This is a genomic window from Rhizobium favelukesii, from assembly GCF_000577275.2.
Taxonomy (GTDB): Bacteria; Pseudomonadota; Alphaproteobacteria; order Rhizobiales; family Rhizobiaceae; genus Rhizobium; species Rhizobium favelukesii.
On the sequence record NZ_HG916852.1, the window covers coordinates 3142710 to 3156493 of the forward strand.

The 13784-nt window shown below is 58.2% G+C and carries 16 protein-coding genes; 6 read left to right on the forward strand and 10 right to left on the reverse strand.

The features are described from left to right. Window positions 1–19: 19 nt before the first annotated feature. The 4 genes from LPU83_RS54175 to LPU83_RS54190 are packed head-to-tail and all read right to left on the reverse strand — an operon-like array spanning window position 20 to window position 3924. On the reverse strand, window positions 20–748 hold the full coding sequence (locus tag LPU83_RS54175) for an ABC transporter ATP-binding protein (protein ID WP_024315668.1): 729 nt from the start codon (window positions 746–748) through the stop codon (window positions 20–22). Next, window positions 748–1623, reverse strand: coding sequence for an ABC transporter ATP-binding protein (locus tag LPU83_RS54180; RefSeq protein ID WP_024315667.1), 876 nt, complete (start codon window positions 1621–1623; stop codon window positions 748–750). Before LPU83_RS54180 ends, LPU83_RS54175 begins: the two co-directional genes overlap by 1 nt. Then, on the reverse strand, window positions 1623–3017 hold the full coding sequence (gene livM, locus LPU83_RS54185; protein WP_024315666.1) for a high-affinity branched-chain amino acid ABC transporter permease LivM: 1395 nt from the start codon (window positions 3015–3017) through the stop codon (window positions 1623–1625). The genes LPU83_RS54180 and livM overlap by 1 nt, the downstream gene beginning before the upstream one ends. Before the next feature lie 4 nt (window positions 3018–3021). Beyond that, a complete protein-coding gene (locus LPU83_RS54190; RefSeq protein WP_024315665.1) occupies window positions 3022–3924 on the reverse strand; it encodes a branched-chain amino acid ABC transporter permease in 903 nt (300 codons plus the stop codon). Window positions 3925–4338: 414 nt separating this feature from the next. On the opposite strand from LPU83_RS54190, the gene cysQ reads away from it, so the two are divergent. Continuing rightward, window positions 4339–5133 (forward strand): 3'(2'),5'-bisphosphate nucleotidase CysQ, encoded by a 795-nt coding sequence (gene cysQ / locus LPU83_RS54195; protein ID WP_024315664.1) that lies wholly within the window; start codon window positions 4339–4341, stop codon window positions 5131–5133. A gap of 517 nt (window positions 5134–5650) precedes the next feature. Here the strand turns inward: cysQ and LPU83_RS54200 are convergent. Next, entirely contained in the window at window positions 5651–6391 is a 741-nt protein-coding gene (locus LPU83_RS54200; protein WP_024315663.1) for a helix-turn-helix transcriptional regulator, read from the reverse strand. A gap of 401 nt (window positions 6392–6792) precedes the next feature. On the opposite strand from LPU83_RS54200, the gene sciP reads away from it, so the two are divergent. Both sciP and LPU83_RS54210 read left to right on the forward strand, forming a co-directional pair. Continuing rightward, the gene (gene sciP, locus LPU83_RS54205; RefSeq protein ID WP_007533628.1) at window positions 6793–7068 is read left to right on the forward strand and encodes a CtrA inhibitor SciP; all 276 of its coding nucleotides are present in this window, start codon (window positions 6793–6795) and stop codon (window positions 7066–7068) included. 305 nt (window positions 7069–7373) lie between these two features. After that, window positions 7374–7655 (forward strand): GNAT family N-acetyltransferase, encoded by a 282-nt coding sequence (locus tag LPU83_RS54210; protein ID WP_024315662.1) that lies wholly within the window; start codon window positions 7374–7376, stop codon window positions 7653–7655. A gap of 104 nt (window positions 7656–7759) precedes the next feature. On the opposite strand, the gene LPU83_RS54215 is transcribed toward LPU83_RS54210, so the two are convergent. After that, a complete protein-coding gene (locus LPU83_RS54215; RefSeq protein ID WP_024315661.1) occupies window positions 7760–8110 on the reverse strand; it encodes a hypothetical protein in 351 nt (116 codons plus the stop codon). A gap of 441 nt (window positions 8111–8551) precedes the next feature. On the opposite strand from LPU83_RS54215, the gene ctrA reads away from it, so the two are divergent. Then, window positions 8552–9253 (forward strand): response regulator transcription factor CtrA, encoded by a 702-nt coding sequence (gene ctrA, locus LPU83_RS54220; protein WP_003542362.1) that lies wholly within the window; start codon window positions 8552–8554, stop codon window positions 9251–9253. A gap of 122 nt (window positions 9254–9375) precedes the next feature. Here ctrA and LPU83_RS54225 read toward each other — a convergent pair whose 3' ends face one another. Together LPU83_RS54225 and chpT are read right to left on the reverse strand one after the other, a co-directional pair. After that, the gene (locus LPU83_RS54225; protein ID WP_024315660.1) at window positions 9376–9738 is read right to left on the reverse strand and encodes a response regulator; all 363 of its coding nucleotides are present in this window, start codon (window positions 9736–9738) and stop codon (window positions 9376–9378) included. A gap of 110 nt (window positions 9739–9848) precedes the next feature. Further along, window positions 9849–10496, reverse strand: coding sequence for a histidine phosphotransferase ChpT (chpT, locus tag LPU83_RS54230; RefSeq protein WP_024315659.1), 648 nt, complete (start codon window positions 10494–10496; stop codon window positions 9849–9851). 189 nt (window positions 10497–10685) lie between these two features. On the opposite strand from chpT, the gene LPU83_RS54235 reads away from it, so the two are divergent. Together LPU83_RS54235 and LPU83_RS54240 are read left to right on the forward strand one after the other, a co-directional pair. Then, window positions 10686–11282, forward strand: coding sequence for a DUF1134 domain-containing protein (locus LPU83_RS54235; RefSeq protein WP_024315658.1), 597 nt, complete (start codon window positions 10686–10688; stop codon window positions 11280–11282). A gap of 119 nt (window positions 11283–11401) precedes the next feature. Continuing rightward, window positions 11402–12562 carry a coiled-coil domain-containing protein gene (locus LPU83_RS54240; protein ID WP_024315657.1) on the forward strand — a complete coding sequence of 387 codons (1161 nt, stop codon included), beginning with the start codon at window positions 11402–11404 and terminating at the stop codon, window positions 12560–12562. A gap of 2 nt (window positions 12563–12564) precedes the next feature. Here LPU83_RS54240 and LPU83_RS54245 read toward each other — a convergent pair whose 3' ends face one another. Both LPU83_RS54245 and LPU83_RS54250 read right to left on the reverse strand, forming a co-directional pair. Continuing rightward, complete coding sequence (locus tag LPU83_RS54245; protein WP_037069990.1) at window positions 12565–13383, reverse strand: TrmH family RNA methyltransferase; 819 nt, start codon at window positions 13381–13383, stop codon at window positions 12565–12567. Window positions 13384–13387: 4 nt separating this feature from the next. Then, window positions 13388–13774, reverse strand: a complete 387-nt coding sequence (locus LPU83_RS54250; protein ID WP_024315656.1) for a hypothetical protein — start codon at window positions 13772–13774, stop codon at window positions 13388–13390. Window positions 13775–13784 lie beyond the last annotated feature (10 nt).

The following is a 13784-nucleotide window of genomic DNA, read 5'->3' on the forward strand; positions in this document are numbered from 1 at the left end:
AGTCTCCCCTTCGTCATGCTCAATGACGTCCGCCTTCGAGATAGGCGGCACGCACTTCCGGATTTGCAAGCAGCTCCATACCGGAACCGCTCATTGTGACCTTGCCGTTGACCATGACATAGGCACGGTCCGACAAGCGCAGGGCTGCAAAAGCGTTCTGCTCCACGAGGAAGACGGTTAGCCCTTCTTCCTTGTTCAACTTCTTGATCGCTTCGAAAATGCCCTTGACGATCAGCGGCGCGAGACCAAGCGAGGGCTCGTCGAGAAGCAGCAGCTTCGGACGCGCCATCAGCGCGCGACCGATCGAGAGCATCTGCTGCTCGCCTCCCGAGAGCGTGCCGCCGCGCTGGCCTTGGCGCTCCTTGAGGCGCGGGAACATCGCGAAGACTTTCTCAACGTCCTGGCTAAAATATTTCAGGTTGTCGAGGCCAGCGCCCATCTGGAGATTTTCCATGACGGTCATGCGCGGGAAAATGCGCCGCCCCTCCGGCGACTGGGCGATGCGCAGCCGTGCGATCTCGTGCGTCGGCAGACGCGTGATGTCTTGGCCATCGAAGATCACCGAGCCGGTGCGTGCCTGTGGGCTTCCGCAAATTGTCATCATCAGGGTCGACTTGCCGGCGCCGTTGGCACCGATCAGACTGACGATCTCGCCGCTATGGACCTCGACATCAATTCCGGCCAGGGCCCGGATGTTGCCATAATAGGTTTCAACGCCCTGAACGTTTAGAAGTGGCTGACCAGTCATCAGTGCGAGCCTCCTTCGAGGTTCTCTACGGCTGCAATCACTTCTTCCACTTCCTCGTCCTCGACACCGAGATAGGCTGCGATAACCCGCGGGTCCTGCTTCACGTCATCAGGCGTGCCGTCGGAAATCTTCTGGCCGTATTCCAGCACGACGACATGGTCGGAAATTTCCATGACCACCGACATGTCGTGCTCAATCAGCAAGATCGACGTGCCGCTGTCAGCACGAATGCTGCGCAGCAGCGCGTTCAGCACAGCCGACTCTCTTGGATTGAGGCCAGCGGCGGGCTCATCGAGGCACAGAAGCTCCGGTTCGGTGCACATGGCGCGCGCGATCTCAAGCCGGCGCTGTGCGCCGTAGGGCAGATCACCAGCGGGGTCATCGGCACGATCGATGAGATCGGCCTTCTCCAGCCAGTGGCGCGCCAGTTCAATGGCGTTCTTCGCCTCAGCCCGATATGGCCCGATGCCCACCAGGCCCATCACTGTATACCCGGACGCCTTCATCAGCTTGTTGTGCTGGGCGACGAGCAGGTTTTCGAGAACCGTCAGACCGGAAAACAGCCGTATGTTCTGGAACGTGCGGGCAACCCTGGCCTCCTTGGTGATCCGGAAATCCGGAAGGCGTTCAAGCAGGAACTCCTTGCCGCTCTTCTGCTTCAGCGTGATCATCCCCATCGTCGGCTTGTAAAAACCTGTGATGCAATTGAAGACCGTCGTCTTGCCGGCGCCGTTCGGGCCGATCAATGCGGTAATGTCGCCACGCTTGGCTTCAAATGAGAAGTCGTTGATCGCCATCAGGCCGCCGAACTTCATCGACAGGTGCTCGACCTTGAGCAAAGTATCGCTGGTCATGTTTGTTTCCTGAGGGCTCATCAACCATGGCCCTCCTTGGTAAAGCTGCCGGAAACTGCCTTGCGCTCCTTGAGGAAGGCTGTCGGTTCACGCGACCCTACGAAGCCGCGCGGTTTGATCAGCATTACGACGACCATCGCCAGACCGAACAACAGCATGCGGTAGAGCTCAGGCGTGAAGTCAGGTCCGAAAATCGCTTTCAGGAAGGCCATCTCACGCAGCAGTTCCGTGCCGCCGACCATGACGATTGCGGCGATCGCGATCCCCGTCAGCGAGCCCATGCCGCCGAGAACGACGATGGCAAGGATAACTGCCGATTCCAGGAAGACGAACGATTCCGGGGAAACGAAGCCTTGGCGGGCGGCAAAGAAGGAGCCGGCGAAGCCGCCGAACATGGCGCCCGTCGCAAAGGCCGTGAGCTTCGTCGTCACCGTGTTGATGCCAAGCGAGCGGCAGGCGATTTCGTCCTCGCGCAGGGCTTCCCACGCGCGGCCGATCGGCATCCGGCGCAGGCGGATCGTCACATAGGCGGTCAGCATGCAAAGGGCCAGGATCAGGTAGAAAAGGAAGATCTTGTAGTAGGCCGAGGAAATCGGCAGGTGAAAGAGCTTCGCGAAGCCGCCGGCGCTCGCATCGAAGGGAATACCGAAAAGCGTTGCCTTCGGAATGCCCGAGATACCGAACGTTCCCTTGGTGAGATCCGTCCAGTTGATGATCACCAGGCGAATGATTTCACCGAAGGCCAGCGTTACGATCGCCAGATAGTCACCACGCAGTCGCAGAACCGGGAAGCCCAGAATGACACCCCACAGCGCAGCCAGAATACCGGACAGAGGCAGGAGCACCCAGAACGACAGGCCGAAATAGCTGGAAAGAAGCGCGTAAGAATACGCCCCGATCGCGTAGAAGGCGACGTAGCCGAGATCGAGCAGTCCAGCCAGACCGACGACGATGTTCAGCCCCCAGGCCAGCATCACATAGATCAGGATCTGGATACCAAAGTTATCCACCCACTTCAGCGAGCCCTGTGGACCGGCGACGGCGTAGATGAACACGGGATAGAGCAGTAGCGCGACAAGGGCGATCTTCAGGAAGTGCGTGTGGAAGAAGCCTTTTTCAGTCGAGATATCCAGCTCGCCACTGCGCGCCTTCGCCAACTTGCGCGCATCGAGATGCGGCCTCAAAAAGACGACCGTCAGGAAGCGGCCGACGGCGGCAATCGCCACGAAGATGGCAAGAAGGCCCCAGCGCTGGACGATGATCAGTTCGTTGGAGATGTTCTGGTCGGTCTTCAGGCCGACGTAGAGCACGAACATGCCGAATGAAATGAGAGCCGCGAACAGAGCTTCTTTAATACCCTTCTGAACAAGTCCGGCGTTTGCGGACTTGTCAGCGGAACGTACAGCATTTTCCATGACGTTAAACCTTCTCGACTTCCGGCCGACCCAGGATACCTGTCGGCTTGAAGATCAGCACGAAAGCGAGGATGGCGAATGTCGCCACATCCTTGTACGCGATGGTGAAGTAAGCCGACCACAGCGACTCGATGAGACCGATCATCAGTCCACCGAGAACAGCGCCCGGCAAGGAGCCGATACCGCCAAGAACAGCCGCGGTGAACGCCTTCACACCCGGTACGAAGCCGTCGTTGAAGTTCACGACGCCATAATACATCAGATACATCGTGCCTGCGACCGCAGCGAGCGCCGCACCCATGATGAAGGTAACGGAAATCGTCTGATCGACATTGACGCCCAGCAACGCCGCCATCTTACGATCCTGCTCAGTTGCACGCTGAGCGCGCCCGAGCGACGTATGATTGACGAGATACCAGAACAACGTCAGCAGCACAGCCGTGATGATGATGATGACGATCTGTTTCAGCGAAACGGAGATACCGGCGACATTGTAGACAGTGCTGACCAGCGGCGGAATCGGCTTGTTGCGCGGCCCCTGGGTCACCTGGATGAAGTTCGACAGCGTGATCGACATGCCGATCGCGGTAATAAGGGGCGCCAGGCGGAACGATCCGCGCAGCGGACGATAGGCAACGCGCTCGATCGTCCAGTTCCACAAACTCGTCATCAGCATCGCAACGACCAGCATCGCCAGCAGCAAAACCGCAACCGGAAGGCCCGCGAACATGGACGTGAGGACGAGAAAAACGATCAGGCCGGCAAAGCCGCCAAGCATGAAAATATCGCCGTGAGCGAAGTTGATCATGCCGATAATGCCGTAAACCATCGTATAGCCAATAGCCACAAGGCCATAGATGGATCCAAGAGTCAGCCCATTAACGAGCTGCTGGACAAAATATTCCATATGTCATTTCCCCTGGATGCAAGCCGGTTCAGCCAGCATCTCTTGTTATTAGAGCCTTTGATGAGCCCTTGATTAAGGATTTCATACCGCTTTCAAACCAAAAGGGAAGTGCAAAATCGCAAAGCCCCAAAGTTCTTTGTCGTTTTGGTGAAAATGACTTTTTTGCGTTCAAGAATTCGCTTTTTTCAGCATACTGAGCCTAAGAAAGCGCTTTTTGACTGGAAACGGCCCAGCTAAGCCAGAACCACCCCCCGACGACCAGACGCTGCAGCCTATGTCCGCAGCTGAACGTCTCTCCCGGAAGTGTTCAACGGCAGACCATGCGCGGGATAAGATTCCCATGGCCGCGAGAATTGCCTATATAAGGTAAGGCGCTTTGCGTCGGCGCAACACGTGACATCCGGAAGGCGAGCAATGCTCGAAACATTTGAGCGCGCCGCTCTGGAAGCGGGCAAGGCCATCATGCAGGTTTACCGGGAGGGATGCCCGTCGGCCAGGAAGGCAGACAACAGCCCGGTCACGATTGCCGACGAGCGAGCCGAGCGCATCATCATCGCACAGCTTGAAGCCGCCTTCCCCAAGACGCCGATCATCGCTGAAGAATCGGTGGCAGCCGGCAACGTGCCTGTGATCGGCAGGTCCTTCTTTCTTGTGGACCCGCTCGACGGTACTCGGGAATTCATCGACAAGCGGCCCGAATTTACCGTCAATATTGCCTACATCAGCGACGGGCGCCCTGTCGCCGGAATCGTCTATGCCCCTGCCCTTGGCGTCGCCTTTGCCGGGGAAAACGACAAGGCCGAGAAGCTCCTTGTCGATGACCATTTTCAGGTGACCCAGCGGACTGTCATCCGTGTGCGCCCGCAACCGGCCGACCGGACGGCGCTGGCAAGCAGATCTCACAACAGCCCCCAGACAGACGTCTTTCTTGCGGCAAATGCGATCGCGCAATGCACCAATATCGGCTCTTCGTTGAAATTCTGCATGCTGGCTGAAGGCCTGGCCGACGTCTATCCGCGCTTCACGCGCACGATGGAGTGGGATACGGCCGCCGGCGATGCGGTGCTGCGCGCCGCGGGCGGCTCGACAGTCACGCTGGACGGGTTGCCGCTGACCTACGGCAAGACGTCACAGGCGCATGACAGCGACTTCGCCAACCCGAACTTCATTTCCTGGGGCAGTGCCAGATCCGCGTTGGAGCGGGCATAGCCGCGTCGAAAAAACGCGCAAAGTCAGCGACACGTGCGCTTTGCCGTTCACGCTCCGTCTGCGGGCATCTAGGATTCGCGGTGAATGAAAACGCGCCGGGCGCCAGTCCGGCGATTCCTGGAGCTGCAAACCGTGTCCGACCAGACAAAAAATCTCGCCCTGCCCGACATATTCCCATCTCAGGCCCAGGCAGGGCGGCTTCTCTCTCGGCGCGACTGTTCCATCCGGCACCGGCAACCGCCTGCCTATTTCGGAGACGGGCTTATAACTCTTGCTGCTGACGACAACCACATTGTCCTCTTCTGGGCACGAGGCCGTACTCGAGGCAAATGGGGCCACAACACTGACATCCATCGTCGGCCCCGTTGCAGCCTCCGCGGCACGCCATACCGCCTTCCCAATGGCGTATGACGGAGACTGGCTGGCGCTCCTGCATCAGGGGCAGCGCGCAGTATGAGTTCGCAGCCGCAAAGACCGAACGTTCGGCAATGATGCTGTCGATCAGGTCGATGGGCGCCTAGAGGAGGCGGTAGCGGAATGCGCGGGCAATTGCCTGCATGCGATTGACGGAATCGAGCTTTCGCATTGCGCTCTTCAAGTAACCGACAACCGTATGCGCGGAGAGGTCAAGAATAATCGCGATCTCTTCGCTACTCTTTCCCGCGGCCGACCAGCGCAGGCATTCGATTTCCCGGCTGCCGAGGCTTTCGGTAGGTTTCTCCACAGGGTTCTGCTGCCCGAATAGTTCCAGGAATTCCATCGCCCGAAAGACCTGCTCCATCACCTCCGCACGCGTGAGGCGCGCGCGCTCACCCGAGAATGCGAAGATGTACTGCCGCAGGTGCATATCATGCAGTGCAAACGCAAACGTGGTCTTCAACCCATGGACTGTGAAGAGGCCCGCAAGCCGCTGGTTCTCCTGGTTTGCCGCCGTGCTCTCGAACGACGCCTTATCGCAGAGGACCGGCATTGCTGTCTTCTTGAGAGCTGAGACCAGCTTACAGCAATAGAAGAGATCAACCTCCTCATAGAAATCGATGAGCTCTTGTGGCCAGTTGCAGGCAAGACAGTTGCTGGCGAAGCCGCTGCGATCTCCACGTGGAAATTCCGCCAGCAAGTAGTGGTTGAGTCCCGTCTCCCTTGCCATCTCGGCCACGCAATCATTGAGCCGTTCCGCGGACATGTCCTGCCCAGACGTGATCCGCGAGAAAACAGCATCATCCGCGCCGTCGCGGACGACGCGTTCTTGTCTCTTCATTCTCTTGTCCCTCGGCGGCTAGCTCCGGCTCAGTTTCTTCATTTGCCGACCCGAAAGTGGCCGCGCGGCGTCTGGGAAAAGCAAAAGACCCCGTATCAAAAGGATACGAAGCAAAAAGCCTTAGTCATTCCGGACACTACAATAGGAACGGAGACGAATTCTTGCGCTCACAACTATGTTGCGGCGCTTATAAATTGGCGATTATCAATTCCACCAACCATTACGCATGGCTCCTATGCGCTGACCACAAATTTACGCTGGGGAAGGCTGCGCGGGCGCAAATCGCTTCTTGGGAAGCCGACGCCTAAATTTCTTATCAAAGTGTTACGATGCGCTTAGGCAATTCTTAAATGTGACAAGCTAGAGTGGCTGCCGTGGTCTTGAGTTGTGTAGAGAGTCCAATGACCGAAATGATACGTCCCCGAGTAAAATATGTCATCGGCCCCGATGGCAGCCCGCTGACGATTGCGGATCTGCCGCCGCCGAATACACGGCGCTGGGTGATCCGCCGCAAAGCTGAGGTTGTAGCGGCGGTCCGTGGTGGCCTGTTGAGCTTGGAAGAAGCCTGCGAGCGTTACACGCTGACTGTCGAAGAGTTTCTGTCCTGGCAGTCTTCCATCAACAGCCACGGCCTTGCCGGTTTACGCACCACGCGCATCCAGCAGTATCGCCACTGACAAGCCCTTCCTGGGCAACGAATTCTACGTTTCGGGCCGCTTGCATTTCCTGAGGGACATAGACAGACGGCCCGAAATCGTTGACGCAGCCAGTAGATGGCCTGCTTCAACCCGCTGCTACAAGCTTCACCGCGAGTTCCGTGCCCCATAGACCACTTGGCAGGAACTCGATCGGTGACGCCGGAACAGCACCCGGGGACATTTCCCCTCAGCCCATCGAACACAGTGTCCTCACCGACCGGCTTGGCGTCGCCAGCATGACATGCGAGTTTCCATCAACAGCATACTGTTGATGAGGAATGGCAATGGACATCAAGAACGAAGAAAATCCCTCCGGCGGCCGCTACGTTGCAAAGGTGGAAGGCCACGAGGCCGAAATGACCTACTCCCGCGCCTCGCCGAAGCTCGTCATCATTGACCACACCGGGGTTCCCGATGCGCTACGCGGCAAAGGCGTTGGCCAGGCACTTGCTCTGCACGCGGTCGAGGAAGCACGCAAGGGGGGATGGAAGATCTTCCCGCTATGCCCGTTCTTCAAGGCGCAGGCGCAACGCCACGAGGAGTGGCACGACGTCGTCAACGGCTAGAGCCGCGCAACGCCAAAAGCCATGTATGACGGACGCGACAGCCCATCATGCATGGCTTTTTTCGAGGCGATGCCCAAGCGCCAAACGGCGCCTGTTTCCTGCCCTTAGGCTCTTGCCCGGACTGCGCCGTCGCGCTCTTCCAGCGCGGCTGCACGTGCGTATTCCGCCTGCATCTCTTCGAGCGCTTGTTCGAGCGACTCTTCCTGCATCTTCAGTTCCTTGATCGAGACCTGAAGATTGTCCGCGCGCTGGCGTGCTGCCTTTGCGAAGGTCGGATAGGCGAAGTGATTCGGGTCGGAAATGCCGGACTTCTTTTCTTCGACGACGATCTGGCTCTCCAGATCCTTCGTCATCCGATCAAATTCGGACATCATCATCTGCAATTGCTGCAGTTGGCGACGTTTTTCGTTCACCTGAAACTCCTTCAGACGAACTAGGCTCTCACGCGACTTCATACGCATTACTCCAGTGATGCGAGACCCCTGCTCCACTTAAACCGCCCCTGCGGGCCGTTTTGACGCGGCCTGCCAAAAAATTTCCGTCGGTATTAACAAAAACCTACCGTTGGTAACCTTTCGTTTACGGGCATCGTTAATGATAGTGCCGATGATTTAAGGGTCGGTAAACACAACTACGCGATTTCCGATACCGTTTCATTGGTGAGTCGAATGAATCGCTTACCGGCCGTTCTTAATGTAAAACTTAAGAATCTGGCTTTGCGAATTTTCGTTGGAAAACAGCGGAATGGACAAAATATTTAATAAATTCGTTACCTCTTGCCAGAGTGAATCAGAATTTGTTAACCATTTCGTGGCAGCTTCCAAATCACGCAGTTGACATATTCGGTATCGCGTAGGGGGCCAGACCACCTTTCGGCGGCGGTAAAGGGGATAAGAATGCGGGTACTACTCATCGAAGATGATAGCGCGACAGCGCAGAGCATCGAATTGATGCTCAAATCAGAAAGTTTTAACGTCTACACCACCGATCTCGGTGAAGAAGGCGTGGATCTCGGGAAGTTGTATGATTACGACATCATCCTTCTCGATTTGAACCTTCCCGACATGTCCGGATATGAAGTGCTGCGCACTCTGCGCCTGTCCAAGGTCAAGACACCGATCCTCATTCTGTCCGGCATGGCCGGTATTGAAGACAAGGTTCGCGGTCTCGGTTTCGGCGCCGACGACTACATGACCAAGCCGTTCCACAAGGACGAACTGGTCGCGCGCATTCATGCAATTGTCCGTCGTTCCAAGGGCCATGCCCAGTCGGTCATCATGACCGGCGAACTGATCGTCAACCTCGACGCCAAGACCGTCGAAGTTGGTGGCCAGCGCGTGCACCTGACGGGCAAGGAATACCAGATGCTGGAGCTGCTTTCGCTCCGCAAGGGCACCACGCTCACCAAGGAAATGTTCCTGAACCACCTCTATGGCGGCATGGACGAGCCGGAGCTGAAGATCATCGACGTCTTCATCTGCAAGCTGCGCAAGAAGCTGGCAAATGCTGCCGGCGGCGCGAACTACATCGAAACCGTCTGGGGCCGCGGCTACGTTCTGCGCGAGCCGGATGGTGCCGAGTACGCCGAAACCGCCTGACGTTTCATCCCCTTTGCCAAGACTAAAAAAATCCCGTCCTTTGTGGCGGGATCTCTGTCTCTGTTTTCGATATGGAAAAAGCCGCCCAGAGGCGGCTTCGATCGGCTGACGGATGCCGGCAACTATGCCGCGATGGCGCGGTTGCCGAAAACGGCCGTCAGTATCTTGCGGTCGAACGGCTTGAGCAGAAAATCGGTGGCCCCTGCCCGCTTGCCCATCATCAGCTTCTTGAGATCGGCCTCGACCACGCAATAGTAGATCTTGACCGCCTTGCCGCCTTCCATGCCGCGAATGGTCGAGATCAACTCGAGCGCGCTGTCCATACCGGAATCGACGATGAGGTATTCGGGGAGTTGAACCTGGCAGTTGGAGACGGCTTCGGCAGCGCTCGAGGCTTCGCTGACCATGAAATCAAGCTCGGAAAGGATGCGCTTCCCCACCTTCCGAACGACGTCAGATGAATCGGCGATCATAAACCTCTGCATGTCTGCTCCTTGCCCCAGCTTCTGTCGCGGCTGGCCTATTACCGCCAAAGATAGAAACATTAGGCTAAGGATTTATTACTCGGCGAGCCGAATCGCCGTCGAGGCCTCCATCAAGCTGCGACGACGTCAGCGGTAAAGGTCAGTTCTTCGGTGGTCGCGCTGTGGCCGAGTTCCATGCCGCATTCATCGGCAAGCAGCACCGTATAATATGGCTGAATCGTGTGAGCATCGATGGCTTCCTCGATCTCCCCGGTCGAAATCTCCACGAATTTCGGCGGCAGGCGCATCAGCTTGCCCTTCGCGACGATCTTGAATTTTGCGTCGAGCTCGGGGTTCTCCAGCGTGATTTCAAGGATGCCGCCACGTGGAATCGACGAATAGGCCACGAGAAAGAGATTGAGCAGCAGCTTGACGCGGTTCTTGGCGATAATCGCGCGCGGGCCGCTCCAGGTAACCTCGGTCTTCTTTTCGGCGGCCGCGAAATCCTTTGCCGCGCGTTCGGCTTCACCGGTATCGATCGAGGCACCGACCGAACCGGAAGCACCGAAGGCAAGCCGGGCGAACTTCAGACGGACAGACGCGTTGAGCGCGCTTGTCCTGATAAGATCCATCGCATCGGCATCGGCGCCGCCTTCGTCCAGAAGCTCCAGACCATTGTTGATTGCGCCGACCGGCGAGATGACGTCGTGGCAGACGCGGCTGCACAAAAGCGCGGCTAGGTCGGGGCCGGTCAGGGTGAGGTTTGGATTCTTCGACATCATCGTCTCCAGGGGCGGCAGGTTCATTCCGCCGTCTATCTTGCGTCATCAAAATTGCGCGAAGTTTGCGCCGTACTCGGCGCCATAATGACACCATATTTGGTAAACCGATTGTTAAGACCATACGCGCAAAATGAATGAAACGCCGGAAACGGCTCATCGTACCGACCATGATGAACGGATGACACCATGCGCTCCAATTTCCTCGGAAGATTTTCCGCCATCTGCAGGCTCTTCGTTGCGCTGACACTTTCGCCTCTCATGCTTGTTCCAACACAGGCATCGGCGCAGCAATCCAACAGCGGCCAGTATTCGATGCAGGAAATCGTCGACGCTGGACACTCGTTCTTCGGCTCGACGAGTGGTGGGCTGGCCAAGGTGATCGAAGCGGCCTTTCAGAAATATGGCCTTCCGAATGGTTACGTTCTCGGCCAGGAAGGCTCGGGCGCCTTCATCGCCGGCCTCACTTACGGCGAAGGTCAGTTGAATACAAAGAATGCCGGCGAGCATCCGCTCTACTGGCAAGGTCCCTCGCTCGGGATCGACTATGGTGGTCAGGGCACACGCGTCATGATGCTGGTGTACGACCTGCCTTCGACCGACGCCATCTACGCGCGCTTCGGCGGCGTCAGCGGTCAGGCCTTCGTTATCGCCGGCTTCGGCATGACGCTTCTCAAGAACAACAATGTCCTTGTCGTACCGATCCGCACCGGTGTAGGCGCTCGCCTCGGATTGAACGTCGGCTACCTCAAGGTCACGCCGGATCCGACCTGGAATCCCTTCTGATTTCCATCTGCGCCAGCGAACTCTCGCTCGCCGTTACCTTTCCGCCACTTGCCCTACGCGTCAGGTCCGCTTAATCATGGTTCTGACGCAAATCAACTTTTGGAAGCCGTGGCCGCGCCGTGATCGAATATGCTCTCTTGTTCGGATTGGGCTTTCTGACAGCAGCGTTCCTCGTCTTCCTGGTATCGCCTGCTGTCCACCGCCGCATCGTCTGGTACACGGAAAACCGGATGCGCGCGACCATGCCGCTCAGCCCGCAGGAAGTGCGCGCGCAGAAGGATATGGTTCGAGCCCTCTATGCCGCCGAGAACGCCAAGACGACACAGCATCTGCTGCGCGAGCGCGAAAAGTCGCTGGCGCTGCAACTGAAGCATGACTCGCTGGCACTCGATGCAGGACGGTTTGCCGCCGAGATCGCCGGACTGCAGGCCCAGATCAGCGATATGAGTGTCGAGGCTGCGGAACAGCGCTCGCACCTGCGCAAGGACGAGAACTACATCAGCCAACTGAAGACGAGCCTTCACATCGCCGAGAAGGCAAGCGCCGCCAAGGAAGGCGAGCTCGATGCCCTTCGCATGCGCCTCAACAAGCTTGCGGAGCAAGCCGACAATCTCAAGATCGATTTGGCAGCGCGCGAGACCGAAATCGAGAGCATGACATTCAAGGCGAACGCAGTCCGCGTCGAGCGCGACAATCTAAGCCAGGACGTTGGCCTGCTGCAGAAGCGCGCCAAGGATGCCGAGCAGACACTGGCCCAGCATGAGCACGCCGTCATCAGGCTCGAAGACCAGGCAGGTCGCGATGCCGCGTCGGCGGCCGACAAGGACACCCTTCTCGGACGCCGTCAGCAGGAAATTGCCAAGCTGAAGGAACAGATCAAGGCGGCGAACGCCGAACTGCGCAAGGCAAATAGTGCATTGCGCAACGCTGGTCTTCAACCCGTAGCTGCAGATGCGGTTTCACAGGAGCGGGCAACCGGGGAAACGATGGCAACCGAACTCGAGACAGCAGCGATTGCAACGCGCCTGAGCGAAGAGGTGCGCAAGCGCAGCGCCGCCGTCTCAAAGCAACTTCTGAAAGCGAAATCCGACGCCAGCCACGATGGTGCCATACGCGAAGAGATCGCCGGCATTGCGGCAAGCATGGTTGCGCTGACCGCTATGAACGAAGGCCCGTCTTCGCCGATCCGCGACCTTCTGCCCGATGCCCCCGACAATCAGGACGGCGAGCGCATCAACCTCGCGCAACGCGCGGCGACGATCCTGTCCGAGCCGGGCTGACATCAAATCAGTTTCGCGGCCGATGACATGGCGAAGAGAGCAATGCCCGTTGCCGTCGCCACATTGAGGCTGTCCAATCCCGCCGATTGCGGGATACGCGCGCTGTGGAAGCGCTCCAGGACAGCAGGAGGCAGGCCCTCGCCTTCTGTGCCCACAGCCAGCGCCATACGCTCCGTCGGGGGGATAGCTCGGATGTCGGCCTCGCCACGCGGCGAAAGCGTCCAGATTGCAAATCCATTCGCCGCAAGCCGTGTCAGCACGTCGAGCCCAGTTCCCTTCCGCTCGTAGGGAACACGGAGTACCGAGCCGACTGAGACGCGCAATGCCTTGCGATAGAGCGGATCACACGACGTCTCATCAAGAAAGATGGCATCCGCCTTGAAGGCGGCCGCATTACGGAACATCGACCCGGCATTGTCATGGTTGGAAATACCGCAGCCGACAAGGACGAGCGACCGTTCGGGCAGCCGGTCGATAAGCTCGGTTTCGACCACCTCTCGCCTGCCAAGCGCCAACACGCCGCGATGGAGATGAAACCCGACGATCCGGTCCAGCACCTCCGCCGCCGCGACATACACCGGTACGTCGTGCGGTAGCCTCTCGAGTATCGGAGCGACACCATCGACACGGTTCCTGAGCAACAGCACCTTTTCGGTCACAAAGCCGCCACCCTGGCTAGCCTCCACCAGCATGCGAAGGACGACCGTGCCCTCCGCGATGAAGCGGTTCTGCCGGCCGGTCAGATCGCGCTCGCGGATGTCGCGAAAATCGGCGATACGAGGATCGTCCGCACTCTCGATGGCAACGAGGCGAGAAGCCATTGCCCTAGCCGCCGTTAATCGTCACATCAGCGACAATGCGTCCTGACTTGATATCGACGACGAGGGACTTCATGATTCCGTCGGCGGTTGCCCCAAAGAACATGATCTGGCCTCCTGACAGCGACGACGACTGAATGACGAAGCCCGGCGGCAACGTGGCCGTCACAGACACAGGCGCATCCGACGGCACACCCGCCGATGTCACGGCTGTTGGTTCCTTCGCGGGAGCCCGCATCGTCTTGTAGACAACGGCGCCGAAGACAGCCATAAGGCTCACGAACATGATGATGCCTGAGACGATCTGCAGGCGGATCATCTTGCGCCGGACACGTTCCATCGCCGGATCCAGGGGCTTTTCGTCCTGATCGTCTTCTGGCTGGATATTCGTCATATGTGGCGTT